We start from the raw sequence: 20,255 nt of genomic DNA, 5'->3' as shown, positions 1-20,255 counted from the left end.
ATAGGGTTTCGCATTTAGAATTTGTATTAGTATTCCAAAAACAGCTCTTTCTATTACTCTTTCCTTACTTTTTTCCTGTACTCCGTTGGTAGAATTCCATAGCGCTCAAAGAAGATTTTAGAAAAATAACTTCTACTTTTTAAGCCTATTTTATAAACGATTTCCGATATAGAATCGTTGGTATTTTTGATATAATCTCTAGAAATTTCTAGCTTTAATTGTCTTATATACTCGTTAACAGATTTTGAGTACAACACCTTAAAACCCAATTGTAGTTTCTTAGGGCTCATTCCCGCTCGTGTAGCCAGTGCACTAACGGATAACGGTTCTGAAATGTTATCCATAATATATCCCGATAAATTATGAATCCTTTTTATATCATATCTGGATAATGATTCTGGAAGCCCCAAATTATTCTCATAATTATAATGCTCTAACATTTGCATAGCCATGATCAAATTTAACTGACCTTCTATAGAAAGGGTTCTAACAATTCCATGATCGTAACTTTCCTGTAATTGCCTGATCTGATCTGCAATTTTTAAATTGTAATTGCCAAAATGCTTATACGGTAAGACATCTTCTTCTTGATTAAATAAAGAAAGTAAACCTTTGCTCAAATAAGTTAGGTTGTTATTTCTTCTCTTTATAAACTTGCCTGGCAACACATAAATGAAGTTTACTTTTACACTAGTATTATTTGGAAAAATATAAGTCTCTTTAGATAACTTTTCACTAGAAATGATAATGTTTTGATAACGTTCGAAAGAATATGATCCTTCTCTAGAGCTATTCTGGTACTCTAAACTACCCTCGGATATAAAAATAAACTCTATAGGGCTTGCATTGCCAACACTAAAGATAATCTTAGTGTCTTCGGTAAAGTTGACATTATAATCTACTAAAGTAATTCCCCAATCAAAGGCGATACTTCTTATAGATCCTTTACCAAATTTATTATCAAACTCTAGAACATACTCTCCCCACTGTTCTACGATATTACCTTCTAAGAATTCATTAAGTTGTTGTAAAATTTCCGCACCATCAATACTTCGTATTTCGATTCTCTGCATTTTTTGACTCAATCTAACTTGTAATTTAGCTTTTGTACAAAGAAATTAGATTTAGCCTAAACAGATTAACAATTTTGAAACTTATACTAACACTATTGGTCAGTTTTGCATAAGGAAAAATAATTATAACAAGGGATTGGAAGCTATATGTACTGAATAAAGTTGTTCTACATTAGTAGTTTATGCGGATTTAGAATCATCTTTATTGCCTCTCACTTTATCTAAGTAATTTTTTGGAGTCACACCGTACTTCTTCTTAAATAATTTAGAAAAATAACTTCTAGAATTAATACCAACCTTATAGGTGATTTCGGTTATATTAAGGTCTGATTCTTCTAATAGATCTTTAGCTTTTTCGATCCTAAAGTTTTTGATAAACTCATTAACCGATGTGTTATATAATTTTTTAAAACCACTCTGAAGTGTATTTTGATTAAGACCAACTCTTTTTGCAAGATTAACAATATTGCCAATACCTTCTATTTCTTCTTCTATAATTGTGACTGCATTTTCAACAGCTTCGATAGTAGCTTGTCTTATTATTTGGCGTTTATCTGGATCTTTTAAATCATCCAAATACTGTTTTAAGAGTAATGTTAATATTTCATATGCTTTCCCCTCTAAATATACCTGTCGCATAAAACCAGAAAGCTCGCATTCTGTAAATTCTGAAATAAGTTTCGAGATGTCTAGACTATAATTATTTTTATTGTAAAATGTGTTGATTCCATTCACATCGCGAAATAGCATTCTGAGATCGTCATGCATATCGGGAAGGAAAGATTCTATCTTTTCCTCAAACAGTTTTCTATTAATTTCTAAACTAAAAATACAAATTGGATTACCCGACGGCACCTTAAAAATATGATTATTCGAAGGGGTACTCGCTACAATAATGTTTTCTAACCTTCGTATTTCTTGAAATTTCTCTTCTTCTTCAAACTTATGAAAGATACTAGATTCTCTATTAAAAATTAATTTTAAAGGGTGTACTACTCCCTTTTGTAAATGAAATTGAAATTCTTTTTTTAATAAATAGTCTGTTTCTACAACTCCAACTCCAAAGTCAAATTCAAAAGATCGAACGTACCCAGATCCCAATTCTTCTGGTATACGTATACAATATTCTCGGTTATTTTGTTCATAGTCCACTCCCAAATCATTGGCCATACCAATGACAATATTTTGAGTCTTTTGATCCTTTACTGAAATCTTTTTTTTCACTTAGATGATTTGTTGTATAATATAAAGATAATCTAATTTAACGAAGTCTTTTAGATTCTATGACCGAAAAGTAAAGGAGTTAAGATCTAAAGTGATACAGTTAAACAATTCCTCTTGATTTGAAGACCTTTACACCAGTTAAGGTTTGAAAATCAAACCACTCTTCACAGAGCAAGTTAAATCATTAAAAACACACATTATGTTACGTTGGACCGTCATTTTTGTCATTTTAGCAATAGTTGCAGGAATATTTGGATTTGGAGGAATCGCTGCAGGAGCAGCTAGTATCGCCAAGATATTATTTTTCCTATTTATTATACTCTTTTTAGTATCCTTAATATTTGGAAAAAGATTTAAAGCCTAACCAATCCAAACCTTAAATAATTATACAATGAAAAAAATATTTATAACCATAACAACAGTGTGCCTGCTACTTATAGGATTCACTAGTTGTAGAGAAAAGAAAACCACTGGAGAAAAAATTGAAGATGCAGTAGAAGAAACCACGGATGCAGTAGATGACGCAGCTGATGAAGTTGGAGATGCTGTGGAAGATGCTACTGATGACAATTAATATTTAAATATTAATTGTAAAGAAAAAAACAGGTGATTCTAGGGGTATGGTAATTGCCTGTTTTTTAAAATAACCAATTCTAAAAACGTACTCATGAACAATATTCCACTAAAAAAAATTGTAAAGTACACTATAAACTTTTTTATAGTGCTATTTTTATTTATGTGTTTTTACTTTATAAAAGTGCTAACATAGCACTATCTTATCGTTGAAAATATTTTAGGTTAGAATATTCATAAATAACCTATTCTAAAAGATCGAATTGTTAATATGATATATATTTTATGTCTTTATGGACTTCTAAATTTTTTAGCGACATTACATATCATATTGTACGGATCAAGACCGACAAAATCCTTAAGTTGGTTACTTATTATTATACTTTTTCCCTTTATCGGGATTATTCTTTATATCATTTTTGGAATCAACAGAAGAAAATTTAAGTTTTTCAAATTAAAGCAAACAGTACGAAGACGTCTTTATAACGAAAGTTTTAATCAAGAACTTATAAAAGAATACCAAAGCCAATTCGATGATAAAATATGCTCCAAACTATCGCAATTGATGCACAAAAGTTCAGGCTTCACTACACTTTCTGGAAATGAAATTAACATACTACAAGATGGACAAACAACATTTGATACCATTTTTACAGCACTAGAAAAAGCGAAAAAATTTATTCATCTACAATATTATATCCTAGAAGAAGGTGAATTAGTAGATAAATTATATAAAGTAATAAAAGAAAAAATACAAGAAAATGTAGAAGTCCGCATCCTCTACGATGCCATTGGCAGCTATTCTCTGAAAAAAAATACTATTTCGAAGTTTAAAAACATAGGTGTAAAGATATTCCCTATAATGCCATTGCATTACGGTAGTTTTTTGTTTACTTTGAACTATAGAAATCATCGAAAAATACTAATCATTGATGGTGAAATTGGTTTTACGGGAGGCGTAAATATTTCTGATAAATACATTAATCCTAAATCTGATTTGGGTATTTGGGATGATACACATTTGTATCTAAACGGACCCGCAGTTGATCATTTGCATCGAGTTTTTATAAAAGACTATTACTTCGCCAGTGATAAGGAATTACTTCTAACAGATTACTATCTTCCAAAAATAAAAAAGGTGGATGATGTTCCTGTCCAGATAGTCTCTAGTGGTCCAGACTCTGATCATCCGTCCATAATGCAGCAGTATATCACAATGATTAACCTAGCCGAAGAGTACATCCATATTTCTAATCCATACTTTATACCTAATAGTGCTATGCTGGAATCTCTGAGAATAGCAGCATTAAGTGGTGTAAAGATTAAATTATTAATTCCTAGAAAATCAGATTCCTGGTTAGCTAAATACAGTGTACTTTCTTTCTTAGAAGAATTGCTTTTCCTTGGGATTGAAGTATATCAACAAAAAGAAGACTTCTTACACAGCAAATTAATTATTATAGATGATAAAATTGCCTCGGTAGGATCCGGAAACTTTGACCACAGAAGTTTTGAACATAATTTTGAAACCAATGTGCTAATTTATGATGAAAACGTTTCTAAGGAACTAACTAAGCATTTTCTTGAAGATTGTGATACGAGCACTCAATTGGACTATGAATCCTTTAAGAACAGGCCTCTAAAAATGAAATTATTAGAAGGTATTGCTAGATTTTTTAATCCACTATTGTAATACAATTTTTAGAGTTTCAATTTTAAACCTCCACGGATATAGAAACTGTTTTGATCGTTTAAGGTTAATACATTTTCTTGATCTTCATCCCTAAGTCTAATATCATTTAAAATTGTAAATCCTCCATACGTATAAAAAACAAGATTTTTGGTAATAAATCGTTCATAACCTAAGCCTGCTAATACAATTGTCATTGATATATTATTAGCAACTTTTTCTTCTGCAGTAATACTATCATTAAAGTTTCTATTATTTTGAATATTGGCAAAAAATCCATCCAAGGTAGCGAAAGCCTGAACAGCATTCTTTTTCTTAAATCGATATTTGATATTAGACTTAGGAACTCCCAAAACAAAAGACCAATTAGGTTTAAATTCTTTGTAATAGTTAATAAAAGGCAGTGGAAATGGTCTTCCTGCTGTGGTAGAATAACGGATTCCTAAAATAAGCCTCCAAGGTTTCGGGATCTCTTTTTTTGTATGGTCTTTTATGAAAAAAACTGATCCGGTAAATAAGATATCATCCTTGTCAATTTCTCCATTTTCAAAATTTGACGCTACAATTCCTCCAAATTGGGCAGCAAATCTCCAATCATTTTTTAATTTAAAAGTATATCCTAAACTTGCTTCAAACGAGCTGAATCGTTCCAAATCTGTTTTATCAAAATTCACTTCATCACGATACCTAAAGTTAAAATTTCTGTATTCAATTCCAGGAATCAGGTAGCTACCCTTATCATTTAATTTGATCGGATACTTTATAAATGTCCTGAATCTTCTAAAAGAATTATCACTATCTCTTTGCGGAAAATAGGTGTATTCTATCCTAGCCAAATCAGAAAGTTGGCCATACATCGTAAATGAACATAAAAAGAAAAGGATATAAAGTCTATGCATAAATTTTTAAAAGTTTAGTATTAAACAATAGTTCTAGAAGCGATACGAGATACGTAGATTTTGTTCTCCAAAGCCTATGCTTGGCATTATCTTTAGGTTTCTATTCTTTTTTTTATGTAATTCTGGAACTAACACTCCTGTTAATGCACCAATTGTGTACCCTAGAATTACATCTGAAAGAAAATGTTTCCCAGATTGAATTCTAAAGTATCCTACTGCGGCAGGAATAATTGCAGCTCCAGCCCATACAAAAGGTTTTGCTTTAGAATCAGGGAAAAAATCACTAAAAACCTTCGCCGCAAAGAACGTTGCTGTTGCTGATGCAGCAGCATGACCACTATAAAAGGATCTCTGAGAGTCTTTTGATAATCGTTCGGACAAAGGAGCTTCTTCAGAATACACTAAAGGTCTAGGCCTATTTACTAAACCTGCAGTTATTGTAAAAAGTGCTCCCGTAGTAGCCATACTTTCTACAAGCATAATTGATAATTGACCGGCATGTCCTCTAGTATCTCCATTTAACAAGAATAAAAATGGAGTAGCAAAAGATGTATAGAAAGGAATATCACTTACTTTATTTATACTTTCAGAATAATTGCCAGCTGCCCATCTATCAAAAGAAGGTATATCATCTCTACTAAGATCATTAAGCTCTTGCTCATTAATCCCTTCCTTATTAACCAATAGCGTAAACCCGTATACGGATCCTGCCACACCTAAGGTTGTCCAAGCTCCATCAACCCATAAGTCGGTTTCATAGGGTGAATCCTTTTGCGAATAACTATTTACTGTACAAAAAACAGTTAATAGAATTAATGTAAATGTTCTAACTATCATATGATTTATTTTTTTGTTTAAAAATTAAATGAAAATCCAAATGAAAACCTCAACCCATCTTCACCTGTAAATAAATTTAGAGTACCCTGAATAGCATCCGTACTATTCAACCAAAATCCACCTCCAAAATCACTATGCCAGGTGTTTGTGATATCTGCACCTTCTAACCATACTCTACCCGTTCCAGTTCCTAGGAATACTCCAATTTGTAACGGAAGAAGACGCGTCTTAAATTGATCGAAACTATACCTGAGGTCTACATTTCCTGCTAGAGCACTCTGACCAGAAAAACGTTGATTTCGATATCCTCTTAGTAGATTTTCTCCACCAATCTGAGCAGATTGATAGAACTCATAGTTTCGTCCAACATTAAAATGTCCTAAAACTGCAGTTTTAAGTACTAGTTTCCTGTTTCTAATAATCGAATTGTAGAACCCTAAATAAGGTTTGATATAACCGTAAGCTCTCTCAGAATCTTCTAAATTTAATTTACCACCTGCCTTCACTTCAAACTTCATTCCCTGAGTAGGATTCACATCTACATCATAACTTTCATATCGATATGTAGTCTCTGCTCCTGCAAACCATAAACGATCAAAAACTCGGCTATTCCCTTCTGTAAAAATGGACTCAGAAATAAATCGGTCAGGAGTCTGTTCGGCCTCAACACCTTCTATAGAAATACGATGATTAAAATAACTTCCGAATCTTCCTCGTTTTACTACACCAATATGGCCTCCATATCGACTTAATCGAACACGATTATAATCGAAATCTAATTCGTCCTGATTATTTTGACTATCATTACCAAATCCAAAAAAGTTGACAGCAAAATTCGGGTTGGAATACAATCCCGAGATTTCTACATTATAATCTCCTAAAAGCCCAGCAAATTCTCCAGTATATTCAATATCGAAACTTTGCGTCGCAAAATAATATCCAAGTCTTATTTGATGCTGACGTGTGAACGGATTTCTAAAAAAACCGTTATAAGTGTATGTATTTGATAATCCTAATCTGACTCCATCATCTGGATTAAATCCAACAGTTGGAACAACTGAATTACTATTGAAAATCCGTTGATCCTTATTGAAATGATTTACTTCATAATTATCGGTAAACCTAAAAGATGCACCGCCTTTTTTCTTAACTGTATTTGGTTTTGTTTTATGATCATATACCGTAATTTTTCTTCCTTTCTTGATATTATATATATCATTATTTTGACCTCCTATTATTCTAATTTTAATAGGGTTTTCTGGTTTTCCTGATACCTCAAAAACATCATCATCATCTAAACCATAAATCCATATTTCCTTCGTATACTCTTTACTGTATATTTTCTCATTAACAATATCTGCTTTTTCACCATCCTTGATTCTGGAAATGGTAATTTTAGTTTTACCCTTAGGGAGCCTTTCTATTTCTATATAATCATCTTTATCCGTTCCTGTAACTATTGCTAATTTTGCCAAGTACTCATAGTAGCGCTCTGCTATATTTACCAAGTTATCTCTACGTCCTTTTAATTTAGTGACGATGTCAGTCGTTGTTTCATTTTGCACTTCAATAGGAAGGTGAGTAAAAGCTTCCTCTATATCTTGATCACTTAAATTGTTCTTTATGTATGTTGCTTGTTGAACCCAATTGTCTTTACTACTATTGTTCAATAGCGACCTATCCATTCTAAGAGCGGATATATTCATCCACTTTTCATCTTTGATATCATCGCCATACACCTGAAATTGGTTTGCAAAGCCAAGTAAGCCACGAAGTGTTCCTAAAAAAGCTCCGTCGAAATTAGAAAACACCTGGTCTCGATCTCTCGGGATCGGTTTAAAAAGTCTATTCCCATTTTCTAGTTTGTATTCTGACCATCTCCATTGATCCTCATGTCTATCCCAATCTCCTATCAACATATCAAATAATCGCGCTCTTATGTAAGCAGATTCATCGAGTTTGTATTTTTCATCTCTACGTAATCTTTCGAAAAGGTCATTTGTACTTTCTATATCATCAGGTTCTCCAAAAGATTTCAAATCTTTATGACCTTCTTCAGGACGTTCTTCTATCATATATAATTCGTCTCCATAACTCTTATTATAGTCTTTTAAAGCTTCCTGTTTGGGTATATAATAAAGCTTTGGATTCGTGTGAAAAACACCTACCGCATCTGCTAATTTTGGAATTGCCAGAAAGGCAAATGGATGTGCAGCCGTGTAGAAATCTTGCAAAATGTCTTCTGAAACCGTGTTTTTTAGAGAATTACCTACGTAGTTATCTTTAAATAAAGTAGACTGTAGAAACAACACGCTACTTTTTCTAAGTGCTCGCATATTATATTCTCTACCTTGCTTATCCACCAATCGTAAAGATCGTGTTTGATGACCTCCACCTCTTCTAACTACTGTAAGACCGCCATAAAGAGTGTCTAATTGAACAACGGGTGTTTCGATTTTAGTCCCATATAATTTTCTATAATGATCTCCCCATATTCCTTTATAAAATTCGGTGCGCCTAGTCCCTTCCAGATTATAAACTGACGCTTTTATTTTATTATTTATAATTGGTTTAAGAGAAGAAGTATCGAACTTTTTATTGGCAGGAAATATTTCTTTGGTATATACTAATTCTGGTTTCCCATCTTTATTCACAAAAAATGACACTTCTGATGAACCATCCGTGTATATATTTAGCTTCGCAAAACCTTGCGCTCCATAGGCAAACAATCCATTGTTTCTAAGCGTTGCATATGAATTTTTAGATCCAGATCCTGATACGATCTGTTTTATACTACCTTCTTCTATATATTGCAAGGAATGTTCATGACCTGATGCAAATATGATATTTCCCGCAGTCGTTGCATTTGCTAAAGTCTCTAATCGATTAACCAGTTGTTTATATTGCTTATTTAAATTATCCTGACTAGAAACACCTCCACTGGTTCTAATCAACAATGATAAAGATGCTAACCCTGGTAAGGGTATTTTCTTTTGTGAAGGAAATAGATGTTTTTCTAAAGCGAAATTACCTCCATGGACTCCGTTTGTGAAAAGAGGATGATGTAGGGCAAACAGAATAGTTTTGTTCTGATTTTTTTTGAATTCACTTTCTATTTCCAAGAACAATGCTTCTCTGGTCTTAATTTCCGGGCAGTTATCATTTATAGTAGGATGTTTGTCCCAATCTTCTAAAAACCATTGCGAATCAAATAATATCAATTGTACATTTTCACTAATCTCAATACTTTCTAAAGCGCATCCTGTCTTTGGTTTAAAAAGTTTATTATCATCTAATTGATCCTCTATATAATCTTCTTCTCGTTTTAATCCTTTAAGCCCTTTGTTGTACCAATCATGATTCCCTGGGATAAAATATACTTTACCACCGAAATCCTTTACCGCTTCAATCTGTGCGTCCAGTCTATGCTCTGCTAACTTTCTTTTCTTGCTTTCTTTATCAGGCATTCCTTCTGGATAAATATTGTCTCCTAAAAAAATTGTGTAATCTCCCTCTTGCGGATGCTCCGCTATGTACTTTTTTAAGGCTGTTAATCCTAAGGTACTTTGATTGGGCTTAGCATATCCTGCATCACCTATTAAATAAAAAGTTTTGTCTACTGTCTTTTCAGCAACTAAAACCCCAGATTCATCGAAAGGCTCTCGATATTTAGGCTCATATGTTGCACAACTGCAAACAATGAAAAGAATAAGACTATAACATGTATTTTTAAAATTCATAAAACGATTTCTATTTTGATATTTTTTCTGAGACAAAGGATTCCCATTCCAAAAATTTCTCTTCAGACATGACTCTTTCCATTTTTACCTGTCCCCCTTTTTTCTTTTGAGTTCCGCTCCATTCTGAGAAAATGGATACAGGAACTGTTGTAACTTTGACTCCTTTGAGAGATTTACTTCTAGCAACTTTATAGTTTTTGTTACTATTTTTTAAAGATTGGTCTAAAGCTTCAGCTAACTCTTGATCATTAATCTCTGTCTCTATACCTAAATACCAACAGTGATAAAATTCGCCATCAATTCTTTTTGCGGATAGAGTAAATTCAGGTATTTCTGTATTAAATTTTTCTTCTAACTCCCGAAGTGCTGTATTCATTTTGTTGACTGATAACTGAGATCCCACGACATTTAAGAAAAACTTAGTTCTTCCTGTGATTCTTATTTCAGCTCTGTCAATATCTGTAAACTCAATAGTATCGCCGATGATATACCTCCATGCTCCAGAAACCGTACTAATGATTAACACATAATCTTGATCTGTTTCCACCTCATTAATTGTGATGGAAGGCGCATTCTGTTTAAGGGATCCATCTGGATTGATATATTCGGGTTTAAACGGGACAAATTCGAAATAAATACCATTATCAGTAATTAACTTCATAGCATCGGTTTCCGGTCTCTCTTGGTAGGCTATAAATCCTTCAGAAGCCAAATAAGTGTCAATAACAGTGATCGGTTGTGCAAGTAATTTATTGAAGCTTTTTTCATAGGGTCCAAAAGCTACTCCTCCAGAGGTATACACCTGTAAATTTGGCCATATTTGGTGTATGTTATTGAGCCTGTAATACCGTATAATTTCCTGCAATAATAACTCCATCCATGAAGGGATTCCACTTAGCGCTCCTATATCCCATTCTTTTGCATGCTTGACAATATGTTTTACCCTTTGGTCCCAGTCATCGATTCTAGCAATTTCTTTTCCTGGTTTATAATACCCTTCGAACCAAAAAGGAATATTACTAGCACTAATTCCACTAATTTCTCCTTCTAAATGACCATCTTTCTGTTTTAAATCTGTGGAACTTCCTAACATCAAGATTTCTTTCTCAAAAAAAGCGGGTGGTAAATCAAAATTTGCAAGTGCTTCTACCTGCTTAATTCCTGCTTTACGAATTGCAGTAATCATATCTTCGGTTACAGGAATTCGCTTACTTTTTTTACCAGTAGTTCCAGAGCTTAATGCGAAATAATCTGGATTTCCCGGCCATGTCACATTCTCTTCTCCTTCTACCACTCTTTTCCAAAAATCATTATGTATTTGATGATAATCACTATAAGGAACTCTTTTCGCAAAATCTTTCTGAACCTCTTCTGATTTAGCTAGAGAATTAAAATCATACTTTTCTCCAAATTCTGTTTTTTCTGCCTTACGTAATAAATCGATGAGTACTTTTTTCTGGGATTCTATGTGATTAGGTTCATTTGATAATGCTCCTTTTAAATCAATGGCTCCTTTAATTAATGATCCTACAATTTCCATAAACTTCTATTTTGTTATTATTGGTTTAGCAACCTGCTCCGCAAAACTCATATCAGCAAAAGCCACAATAAATGCGATAACAGAAAGAATGATTCCGATTGTAAATACTATATAAGTTACCTTCAGTAGTCTGTATTTCTTTTTTAAAACAATCCCTAATAGGTAGAGATCTTTTGTGAGCATTTTATAGACATATTTTTTATCATTAATCACCTCATCTATAGCCTCTTGGTAGCGGTCATATGGCATTTTGAAAAAATTCCCAAAAAACAAAAGGTTCACTTTTCTATTTTTCACTTGTTCTTTTGTGAACTCACCGCCCGTTACTTTAGGTTGTGTTGATCTTATAGAAAGAATAATGGATGCCACACTAAACAAGATTAGTATAAGACTAGGAATCATTAAATGTCGGTTAGAAGGTGCATCTAGCTTAGGAATCAAGTTTGCCAACGCAAGAGAAATAATAATCGCATTTACAGAAAGAAGAATATTTGCTTTTGTATCTGCTATATCACTCAACTTTATATGATTTCTAAGGGTAACTCTATATAGTGTTTGAATGCCTCTTTCAGGGCTTTCATTTTTATACTTTACTTTTAATTTTGCTTTTAGCTTTTCTTTATTTCTTTTTCTAATTCTCTTTTTTTTCTTCTTCAGAATTGATAATAAGTTCTTGTGTTTCTCTGGTTCCCAATGCTCTACTGCATATTTTGTATAATATCGATGCTCTTGTGTAAACAACTTTATATTTTCTTCTCTCCATTCTTCGGTACTATATTCATAAGTGCCTTCTAATTTTAATTCCTGAAGCAATAAATTACTAACCTTATCAAAATATTTCTTGGCTAAATGAGAAGTGTCTGCATCTTTTAAAATCTCTTCACACTCGTTGATAGGTTGTTGATCAATTCTTGTTGCCAGAATGCAGTCAGTAATCAAAGTGATCTTTTCTGAATTTATTTGTTCCTTTTCCAAAAAGTCTCTAGCTAAATCAGCACTTCTTTCTTCGTGATTTTTGGAACCTTTTATATAGCCAGCGTCATGAAACCAAGCAGAAATCAATACAATTTCGTGCAGCTCTTCTTTAATATCAGTATGCTCTAATATTTCTGAAGCAGCTGTAACTACTCTTTTTGTATGCAAATAATTATGATACAAATAACTAGGTGAAAGCTCCTTTTTAAAGAGCTCAAAAATGTATGTTTCTGATTTTTTAAGTATTGATTCCATGTTAGTAAATTCCTTGATGATGCGTAAACGCTATTAGTTTTGCTCAAACTCCTTAGTCAACAACAGAATTTCATCTGGTGATAAATACAATCTTCTTATTCTATCCTTATATTTCTGGGGTAAACTTGCATTATCTAGAATAAATCTTTTGGTCTGTAGGATGTAATGCTGCATATTATGGGTTAAAGCATATACATCAGCTGCTTTTTCAGCCTCTCGTATGTAATTTTGAGACAACAAATATCTAATGCCGTACCACACCAAGTTTATTGAACTTCTCTGTTGATAATCAATTATATGTCCTAGTTCGTGACCAAACCAACCAATCAAAACCTCAGAAGGAATATCTTCGATTTTTAATACCAATTCATCTAGGCTAAATGAATTACTAATTAGTATTACATATTTTCTGTTTTTTTTAGATCGAAAAAATGAACTCAACTTTGGTTGAGCCTTCATAAATGATTTATTAAGAGATGACTGTATTTTAAACTCTATAGCTACTTCTTTTAACTCTGGATAATACGAAAGCGCCTTAAGAATTTCATTCTTTAGATTGCCCGGTACTATCTTGTTATTTTTATGTATTATCTCTTGTGAAAAAATCATTATTGGTATTAATGTCACTACTAGGTGCAGGATATATTTTTTAATTCTTTTTATAACATTCGAATTTGAATAATGGCAAGATATATCAGATTTGATCCAGAGTTTGATGCATATGATAGAAAGGGTAACTCTTTCGCTTAAAGCGCTAATATTTATAGAGATCAGGGCATTATTATTCTTCGGCAAATAATATATTTACTATCAAAGCAAAAAAAATCAGGACAGCCTTCTTCATTTACATAAGGGCTATACCTTCTTGATTCATAAATTTTAAAATTGTGAGTAAAATATTTAAACATATCCAGTCATTTCTTAAAACGTTGATTACAACTTTTAAGAATTGGAATGCAAATGAACCTTTTCAAATGAGTGCTGCAGTAAGCTATTATGCATTATTTTCTTTTCCAGCATTGCTTATCATCATCATTCAAACGACAGGTATTTTTTATGAAAAGCAACAAATTAAAAACAAAATTATTAAAGAGATATCAGAAGTTCTCGGCAGAGACGCTGCAAGCACCATAGAAAGTATGTTACAAAATGCAATTGATATAGAACAAACCTCGTTAGTAATAATTATTGGAATTATTACCTTATTATACGGAGCAACGGGTATGTTTATTGCCTTACAAAAGTCACTAAATACGATATGGAAAGTAAAACCTAAACCAAAAAATGAGCTTCTAAAAATGATTAAAGATCGTATCTTTTCTTTAGGTTTAATTCTCGTAATTGGTTTTCTTCTTCTAACATCTTTAGTACTAACCGCTCTGATTACCGCAACTACTGACTGGATAGGAGAACATTTTCCCAACTTTATTATTTACGTTATCCAGTTTATTAATTTCATTTTATCTTTTATACTAACTACCGTATTATTTGCATTGATATTTAAGGTTTTACCTGATGTTAAGATACAATGGAAAGATGTTTGGTTAGGTGCATTTATAACTACATTGCTATTTAGTATTGGTAAGTATGCATTAGGAATATATTTTGGAACTGTAAACCCACAATCTGCTTTCGGCGCAGCTGGATCTGTAATTTTAATTTTATTATGGGTTTCCTATTCTAGTTTAATACTTTTTTTTGGTGCAGAGTTTACTAAAGTTTTATCATCACGATATGGCGCTGGAATTGAACCCGCTTCTTACGCCGAAAGAATCTCATAGCATATCCGAATAGTCGGAACATAAGAATATCTAAAGTACAATTTGAAGAACATTCAAAATCTGATGATTCTTGTGAGTATTTTAAGAATCTTCTCAAAAAAACTTTTAATTAAAAGAGTTACTTTTAGGTATACAAGACATGCCATATGAATCTTAAAATCTAACGAATGGAAATACAAATCAAAGAACGTGAAAATAAGGGATTTGCTATTGCTCGAGACAACGATAAAAAAGCGGGGCTAATGACCTATTCCGATCCAGGAAGTGATTTCATAATTATCGATCATACAGAGGTAGAACCAGAATACAATGGTAAAGGTGTTGGCAAGCAATTGCTTTATAAAATTGTAGAAATGGCAAGAGAAAAGAATATAAAGATCCTTCCGTTATGCCCCTTTGCTAATGCTATGTTTAAAAAACTCGATGATATCAAGGATGTATTAAAACCCTAACTATGGAAAAAATAAAAGAATATAAGAAAGGAGATTTTACAGTCGTATGGAAACCTAAAAAGTGTATCCATTCAGGCATTTGTGTTAAAACTTTACCTAAGGTTTATAATCCCAAGGATAGACCTTGGATTAAACCAGAAAACGCATCAATAGAAGCACTAAAAGATCAGATTAATGCTTGCCCATCGGGAGCATTAACCTTCAAGTAGTAAATTATTTATTAGACATTTGTCTTCAGCATATAATTACTTGATGATTATACAATAAAAAACAACTTAAAAAAAACTTACCTCAGCTTATGACCGACTCACGATTTCCTGTATTAACTCAAAAACAAATTCATATTTTCAAAGAATATGGAACCTTTCTAGACTTTGAAACCGAAACACCAATATTTAACGTTGGAGATAAGGATTATGATTTTTTCATTGTTATTAAGGGAGAAGTATATATAAAGGATGAAAGCGGAGCAGAAAAGATCATAGTTACTCACGGTATTAATGAATTTACTGGAGATAATAGCATGCTGTCTGATAGAAAAGCTCAATTCAATGGATATGCTTCAAAAGGTTCTACCTTATTACGTGTAAAAGCCAATAAACTTCGTAACGTAATCTCAACTCATAGCGATATTAGCGACATTCTTTTAAGTGCTTTTGTTCAACGACAGGAAACCATGTTACATGAATTCGAAGGAGGGATAAAATTAATTGGTTCGTTATCCTCTAAAGAAACATATGCACTTCGTGATTTTATGGAAAAAAACCATATTTGGTGTACTTTTTTAAATATAGATACTTCTGAAGAAGCACAGCAGTTATTAGAAAGCTTTGGTGTTAAGGAAAATGAATTACCAATACTGTTAAACCCTGCCGGAGAGATTTGCAGAAAACCAAGTATTCCAGAACTTGCTAAGCAAGCAGGTGTTTTAATGGACTTTGGCGATGAGCTTTATGATGTTTTAATCGTTGGAGCAGGCCCATCTGGACTAGCGGCAAGTGTATATGCTGCTTCTGAAGGGTTAAGCGTAGTAACTATAGATAGTAATGCTCCGGGAGGACAAGCTGGAAAAAGTTCAAAAATTGAAAATTATCTAGGATTTCCAACAGGCATCTCAGGAAATGATCTAGCCAATAAGGCTTATATTCAGGCTCAAAAATTTGGATGTAATATTTCTATTCCACATCGAGCTAAGACATTAGAATACAATCAAAATTACTTTACTATTTGTGCTACCAATGGAAAGACGATAAAAGCTAAAGCAGTAATAGCAGCCACAGGAGCACAATACCGACAATTACCTATAGATACTATTGAAAAGTTTGAAGGCAGCGGAGTTTTCTATTCCGCAACAGTGATGAACGCCTCTTCTTGTAAAAATGAAATAGTAGGTGTTGTTGGTGGAGGTAATTCTGCCGGACAAGCCGCTCTTTTTCTAGCTGAACATGCAAAGGAAGTTCATATCATAATTCGCGGTACTAATATTGGAGCGAAAATGAGCGACTATTTAGTACAAAGAATAATTACAGAGCCTAATATCATACTGCATAAGGAAACCAATGTAGTTGACTTATATGGAACACATCATTTAGAATCCGTTACGCTGCAAACTAATGGTAAAAAGGAAACTATATCCATTTCTAATCTTTTTACTTTTATAGGAGCAAAACCTTGCACAGAATGGCTTGGAGAAGTAATTGCAACCGATTCAAAAGGTTTTATTTATACGGGATCAGATGTTACTGAAAACGCTTTGACTAAGTGTGCGATTTTTGAACAAAGAAAACCACAATCCTTGGAAACAAGTGTACCAGGTTTTTTTGCGGTCGGTGATGTTCGAAAGGGTTCCGTAAAAAGAGTTGCTTCAGCTGTTGGAGAAGGTTCTATGGCTATTAGTCAAATACACCGATATCTGGAAGAAAGAAAGGCTATTGATTAGAAATTACTTTCAACATCTTCTTTTTAATATTTAGAACTCATCAATAAATTTTAATTAGAAAATAACAAACAAAACTACAACTTGGAAAATACTAATCGATTTTTTTGTTTTTAAATAGGTTTTCATCTTTTACAGACTCTTTTTTCTCTCTATTCTAAAATTTATTAACTTTATTAAAGAACCAAAACATAGTAAAATGAAGACTTTGAAAAAATTTAGAAAATTAACTCGGCAAGAGTTATCGAAAGTAAATGGAGGTACAGATTATAGTGCAGGACAATGTGAAAATTTTATTCACGTACCACCAACAGCAGCCATGCCAGAACCTGGAAGATATTGTTTGTCCTAATAAACTAGAGAGTTTAAAAAGGAAATCAATTGAATTCTAAAATTTTATAAAAATAATCGGCTCTTAAGAACTTTTTATTTCTTAAGCTATCTACTCTATAACTTTTTCGTTCCTTATTCAAGGATAACCCTGTTACAGTTTCATATTTGGTATTTTCTATATAACTATAAGTATCACCATGGTGCACCATAGTACTTAAAAGTTTATAGGTTCTCTGATCAAAATAATACCACCATATGTTGTCAGGAGAACCATCTTCTTTAAAATAAATTACCTTCACAGTATATACATTTTTATTATCCACAACATCTTCTCCTTCATAAAATAGATACAATCCTTCGTCTAATAATTTAAAAGGCTGCCAAATCACGTAATTCGCTCCAGTTATGGCACTATGGTATTTTTCTTTAAGTTTTAGTTCTTTTTGTTCAACGCCATTAAAATAGATCGAAATGTTATCGTTTTTAAGCAATACGATTTTGCTAATACTATCTTCTATCCATTTCATTTCGGCAGTAAGTTTAGCACCAAATATATTCTTATGAGTTTGAATAGTTTTTTGCTCTACTCTTCCCAGGCTATCATATAAAATAGTTGTTTTTACATAAGAAAGTTCTTTTGCAGACTTCCACTTATTAATACCTCCATGTGCTTCAATTGATTTTAACACAATCTCTTTGGGATCTAATTGTTTTTTGCAACATTGTAAGCTCAATATTGTGATATAAAGAACTGGTATTAGTTTGATGATCTTCTTCATCATTAGGCTTTTATCAGAATATTTAATTAAAATTCAATCACTATTCTACATTACTCTAATATAAGTCATTAATATTACTTTATGTTGCCAGAGAAAAACTTAATTACTAGTTTTGCCAAAAAGTAAGAAAGGAAAAAATTATCTAACATCCCCTCCTCTAGATAATTATAATACTATTTTAAATCAAGATAATGAGATAAGAACAATTCTCAATTATGAACTTTATAGCACATAATTATTACTTGTAAAAATAGTACTGTTTAAAAATTGTATAAAAAGCTTTTATGGTTAAATTCTGTTTACAGAACTAATCAGCTATATCTGGAATAAAATGATAAAAAAATTAATTTCTATCTATCTACTTCTTTTATTGGGGAATCAATTACTATTCTCCCAAGCAGATTATATAAGTTGGGAATTTAGAGGAGGAAGTCTTCTCAATAACCCTGATGGAACATCGACTGGACCAGGACCCGTGCCAGCCGGACTAGATGTAGCAACAATACCTAATACTTCCATTACCAGAGGTCGTCTACGATCTGCTATATTGGGTGACTTGGATAATGACGGTGATTTAGATTTCATTTCTGGTAGTCAAGGAGGAACCGTACATTATTTTGAAAACAATGGTACAATTACAACCCCTAATTGGGTATCAGCATCCATTCCTACTTTAGATACTATTTGGATAGAAAGAACACTTACAGTAAGAAATCAAAACAGACCGCAACTTGCAGATATTGATGACGACGGAGATCTAGACTTGTTTATTGGTACTGATTATGATTATGAACGAGATAGAAATAATGATGTTCTTTTTTACAGAAATATAGGAACTCCAGAAACTCCAGTATTTGAATATATACCCGATGGATTGCCAGGGCTCCATGATCAAGAGATAGCTGAATTTCCCGGTTTAGGTTTTGTTGATCTTGATAATGATTTAGATTTAGATCTTGTGGCACTTGGTAGCGACAAACTAACTTATTTTAAAAATATCGGAACCATAAACAATCCTATCTTCGAACGCCAATCCGAAGCGGATAGTCCATGGGATGACGAAAGTGCGTTTAATAATATGGATGTTCCAATACCTGTATTCGAAGATTTTGATAAAGATGGGGATCTTGATATGTTTTTTATGATTGATACAGGTTTTGTTAGATGGTTAGAAAATACTGGAACACCTACAGCTCCAAACTTTGCCTCCATTCAAAATACTTTCAACGGAGAATTAACTCGTGGTGAAATAGGAAGTTTTCCTACTATAGACTTTGGAGATGTGGATGGAGATGGTTTAAAAGATGCTATTTTAGGTAGTTTCAATGTAGCAAGATTTGCATGGTTTAAACAAATTCCTGTATGTATAGCTCCAAGTACACCAAATATTTCTGCAGCTACTGAAGTATGTGAAGGAGAAACAACTACTATCACTATAACTGGTGACTTAAACATTGCCTCTACCTGGTCTATTTACACTGATTCCTGTGGAGGAAATTTATTGGGCACTACCAAAACAAATACTTCAGCATTTGAAGTAATTCCAACAGCACCCAGTACCACCTATTATATAAGAGCTGAAGATGGCAACATTAGCTGTATCGATGAAACAACAGCTAATTGCTTAACCATTACAATAAACGTGAATCCCCTGGATGATGCTAGTTTTAGCTATGATCAATCCTTGTATTGTAAAGATCAATCTGAGGCAACACCTGCTATTACAGGATTAACAGGCGGAGTATTCGCTAGTACAACTGGATTGAATATTGATCCTGATTCAGGAGTTATTGATATTACAAATAGTGATCCGGGAGATTATGCAGTAACCTATACCACAACTGGAACTTGTCCTAACTCCAGTCAAGTAAATGTAAATATAACTGAACTCGACGATGCTAGCTTTAGCTATGATCAATCCTTGTACTGTAAAGATCAATCCGAAACAACACCTGCTATTACAGGATTAACAGGCGGAGTATTCGCTAGTACAACTGGATTGAATATTGATCCTGATTCAGGAGTTATTGATATCACTAACAGTGATCCGGGTGATTATGTAGTAACCTATACCACAACTGGAACTTGTCCTAACTCCAGTCAAGCAAACGTAAATATAACTGAACTTGATGATGCTAGTTTTAGCTATGATCAATCCTTGTATTGTA

Annotated in this window: 18 protein-coding genes; 9 read left to right on the top strand and 9 right to left on the bottom strand. The window is 32.8% G+C overall.

Annotated features, from left to right (window positions below; genetic code table 11):
• Positions 1-53 precede the first annotated feature (53 nt).
• Together ABD077_RS04840 and ABD077_RS04835 are read right to left on the bottom strand one after the other, a co-directional pair.
• Positions 54-1,073, bottom strand: coding sequence for an AraC family transcriptional regulator (locus ABD077_RS04840; protein ID WP_343911019.1), 1,020 nt, complete (start codon positions 1,071-1,073; stop codon positions 54-56).
• A gap of 180 nt (positions 1,074-1,253) precedes the next feature.
• Positions 1,254-2,297, bottom strand: a complete 1,044-nt coding sequence (locus ABD077_RS04835; protein ID WP_343911017.1) for a helix-turn-helix domain-containing protein — start codon at positions 2,295-2,297, stop codon at positions 1,254-1,256.
• A gap of 199 nt (positions 2,298-2,496) precedes the next feature.
• Here ABD077_RS04835 and ABD077_RS04830 point away from each other — a divergent pair, with 199 nt between their 5' ends.
• The 3 genes from ABD077_RS04830 to cls all read left to right on the top strand — a co-directional run bounded on the left by ABD077_RS04830 (position 2,497) and on the right by cls (position 4,563).
• Positions 2,497-2,661 carry a DUF1328 family protein gene (locus tag ABD077_RS04830; protein ID WP_299604601.1) on the top strand — a complete coding sequence of 55 codons (165 nt, stop codon included), beginning with the start codon at positions 2,497-2,499 and terminating at the stop codon, positions 2,659-2,661.
• Positions 2,662-2,688: 27 nt separating this feature from the next.
• Entirely contained in the window at positions 2,689-2,871 is a 183-nt protein-coding gene (locus ABD077_RS04825) for a hypothetical protein (RefSeq protein ID WP_343911014.1), read from the top strand.
• 270 nt (positions 2,872-3,141) lie between these two features.
• Positions 3,142-4,563 carry a cardiolipin synthase gene (gene cls, locus ABD077_RS04820; protein WP_343911012.1) on the top strand — a complete coding sequence of 474 codons (1,422 nt, stop codon included), beginning with the start codon at positions 3,142-3,144 and terminating at the stop codon, positions 4,561-4,563.
• Positions 4,564-4,571: 8 nt separating this feature from the next.
• Here cls and ABD077_RS04815 read toward each other — a convergent pair whose 3' ends face one another.
• The 6 genes from ABD077_RS04815 to ABD077_RS04790 are packed head-to-tail and all read right to left on the bottom strand — an operon-like array spanning position 4,572 to position 13,415.
• The gene (locus tag ABD077_RS04815) at positions 4,572-5,459 is read right to left on the bottom strand and encodes a DUF6268 family outer membrane beta-barrel protein (protein ID WP_343911010.1); all 888 of its coding nucleotides are present in this window, start codon (positions 5,457-5,459) and stop codon (positions 4,572-4,574) included.
• Positions 5,460-5,492: 33 nt separating this feature from the next.
• On the bottom strand, positions 5,493-6,296 hold the full coding sequence (locus tag ABD077_RS04810; RefSeq protein ID WP_343911008.1) for a phosphatase PAP2 family protein: 804 nt from the start codon (positions 6,294-6,296) through the stop codon (positions 5,493-5,495).
• A gap of 17 nt (positions 6,297-6,313) precedes the next feature.
• Positions 6,314-10,036, bottom strand: a complete 3,723-nt coding sequence (locus ABD077_RS04805; protein ID WP_343911006.1) for a metallophosphoesterase — start codon at positions 10,034-10,036, stop codon at positions 6,314-6,316.
• A gap of 10 nt (positions 10,037-10,046) precedes the next feature.
• Positions 10,047-11,576 (bottom strand): GH3 family acyl-acid amido synthetase, encoded by a 1,530-nt coding sequence (locus ABD077_RS04800; RefSeq protein ID WP_343911004.1) that lies wholly within the window; start codon positions 11,574-11,576, stop codon positions 10,047-10,049.
• Between the two features lie 6 nt (positions 11,577-11,582).
• Positions 11,583-12,806: a Pycsar system effector family protein gene (locus ABD077_RS04795; protein ID WP_343911002.1), complete on the bottom strand. Its 1,224-nt coding sequence runs from the start codon at positions 12,804-12,806 to the stop codon at positions 11,583-11,585.
• Positions 12,807-12,839: 33 nt separating this feature from the next.
• The gene (locus ABD077_RS04790) at positions 12,840-13,415 is read right to left on the bottom strand and encodes a hypothetical protein (RefSeq protein ID WP_343911000.1); all 576 of its coding nucleotides are present in this window, start codon (positions 13,413-13,415) and stop codon (positions 12,840-12,842) included.
• 278 nt (positions 13,416-13,693) lie between these two features.
• Here ABD077_RS04790 and ABD077_RS04785 point away from each other — a divergent pair, with 278 nt between their 5' ends.
• The 5 genes from ABD077_RS04785 (at position 13,694) to ABD077_RS04765 (ending at position 17,327) form a co-directional block, all read left to right on the top strand.
• Entirely contained in the window at positions 13,694-14,587 is an 894-nt protein-coding gene (locus ABD077_RS04785; RefSeq protein ID WP_343910997.1) for a YihY/virulence factor BrkB family protein, read from the top strand.
• A gap of 167 nt (positions 14,588-14,754) precedes the next feature.
• Positions 14,755-15,039: a GNAT family N-acetyltransferase gene (locus ABD077_RS04780; protein ID WP_343910995.1), complete on the top strand. Its 285-nt coding sequence runs from the start codon at positions 14,755-14,757 to the stop codon at positions 15,037-15,039.
• 2 nt (positions 15,040-15,041) lie between these two features.
• On the top strand, positions 15,042-15,248 hold the full coding sequence (locus tag ABD077_RS04775; RefSeq protein ID WP_343910993.1) for a (4Fe-4S)-binding protein: 207 nt from the start codon (positions 15,042-15,044) through the stop codon (positions 15,246-15,248).
• Positions 15,249-15,337: 89 nt separating this feature from the next.
• Entirely contained in the window at positions 15,338-16,978 is a 1,641-nt protein-coding gene (locus ABD077_RS04770) for an FAD-dependent oxidoreductase (RefSeq protein WP_343910991.1), read from the top strand.
• Positions 16,979-17,174: 196 nt separating this feature from the next.
• Positions 17,175-17,327, top strand: coding sequence for a hypothetical protein (locus tag ABD077_RS04765; protein WP_343910989.1), 153 nt, complete (start codon positions 17,175-17,177; stop codon positions 17,325-17,327).
• Positions 17,328-17,352: 25 nt separating this feature from the next.
• Here the strand turns inward: ABD077_RS04765 and ABD077_RS04760 are convergent, their stop codons facing one another.
• Complete coding sequence (locus ABD077_RS04760) at positions 17,353-18,087, bottom strand: DUF6503 family protein (protein WP_343910987.1); 735 nt, start codon at positions 18,085-18,087, stop codon at positions 17,353-17,355.
• Positions 18,088-18,418: 331 nt separating this feature from the next.
• Here ABD077_RS04760 and ABD077_RS04755 point away from each other — a divergent pair.
• Positions 18,419-20,255: FG-GAP-like repeat-containing protein (locus tag ABD077_RS04755; RefSeq protein WP_343910985.1), on the top strand; the 1,837-nt coding region annotated here is incomplete at its 3' end.

This window comes from Aquimarina litoralis (genome assembly GCF_039523995.1).
In the GTDB taxonomy this organism is placed as follows: domain Bacteria; phylum Bacteroidota; class Bacteroidia; order Flavobacteriales; family Flavobacteriaceae; genus Aquimarina; species Aquimarina litoralis.
The sequence above is the reverse complement of the archived record's forward strand: the minus strand, read 5'-3'. Positions and strand labels throughout refer to the sequence as shown.

Coding starts and splice junctions, on each gene's coding strand:
- ABD077_RS04840 (WP_343911019.1), bottom strand. CDS start 1,073: ATGCAGAGAATCGAAATACGAAGTATTGATGGTGCGGAAATTTTACAA.
- ABD077_RS04830 (WP_299604601.1), top strand. CDS start 2,497: ATGTTACGTTGGACCGTCATTTTTGTCATTTTAGCAATAGTTGCAGGA.
- ABD077_RS04825 (WP_343911014.1), top strand. CDS start 2,689: ATGAAAAAAATATTTATAACCATAACAACAGTGTGCCTGCTACTTATA.
- cls (WP_343911012.1), top strand. CDS start 3,142: ATGATATATATTTTATGTCTTTATGGACTTCTAAATTTTTTAGCGACA.
- ABD077_RS04815 (WP_343911010.1), bottom strand. CDS start 5,459: ATGCATAGACTTTATATCCTTTTCTTTTTATGTTCATTTACGATGTAT.
- ABD077_RS04810 (WP_343911008.1), bottom strand. CDS start 6,296: ATGATAGTTAGAACATTTACATTAATTCTATTAACTGTTTTTTGTACA.
- ABD077_RS04805 (WP_343911006.1), bottom strand. CDS start 10,036: ATGAATTTTAAAAATACATGTTATAGTCTTATTCTTTTCATTGTTTGC.
- ABD077_RS04800 (WP_343911004.1), bottom strand. CDS start 11,576: ATGGAAATTGTAGGATCATTAATTAAAGGAGCCATTGATTTAAAAGGA.
- ABD077_RS04795 (WP_343911002.1), bottom strand. CDS start 12,806: ATGGAATCAATACTTAAAAAATCAGAAACATACATTTTTGAGCTCTTT.
- ABD077_RS04790 (WP_343911000.1), bottom strand. CDS start 13,415: ATGATTTTTTCACAAGAGATAATACATAAAAATAACAAGATAGTACCG.
- ABD077_RS04780 (WP_343910995.1), top strand. CDS start 14,755: ATGGAAATACAAATCAAAGAACGTGAAAATAAGGGATTTGCTATTGCT.
- ABD077_RS04775 (WP_343910993.1), top strand. CDS start 15,042: ATGGAAAAAATAAAAGAATATAAGAAAGGAGATTTTACAGTCGTATGG.
- ABD077_RS04770 (WP_343910991.1), top strand. CDS start 15,338: ATGACCGACTCACGATTTCCTGTATTAACTCAAAAACAAATTCATATT.
- ABD077_RS04765 (WP_343910989.1), top strand. CDS start 17,175: ATGAAGACTTTGAAAAAATTTAGAAAATTAACTCGGCAAGAGTTATCG.
- ABD077_RS04760 (WP_343910987.1), bottom strand. CDS start 18,087: ATGAAGAAGATCATCAAACTAATACCAGTTCTTTATATCACAATATTG.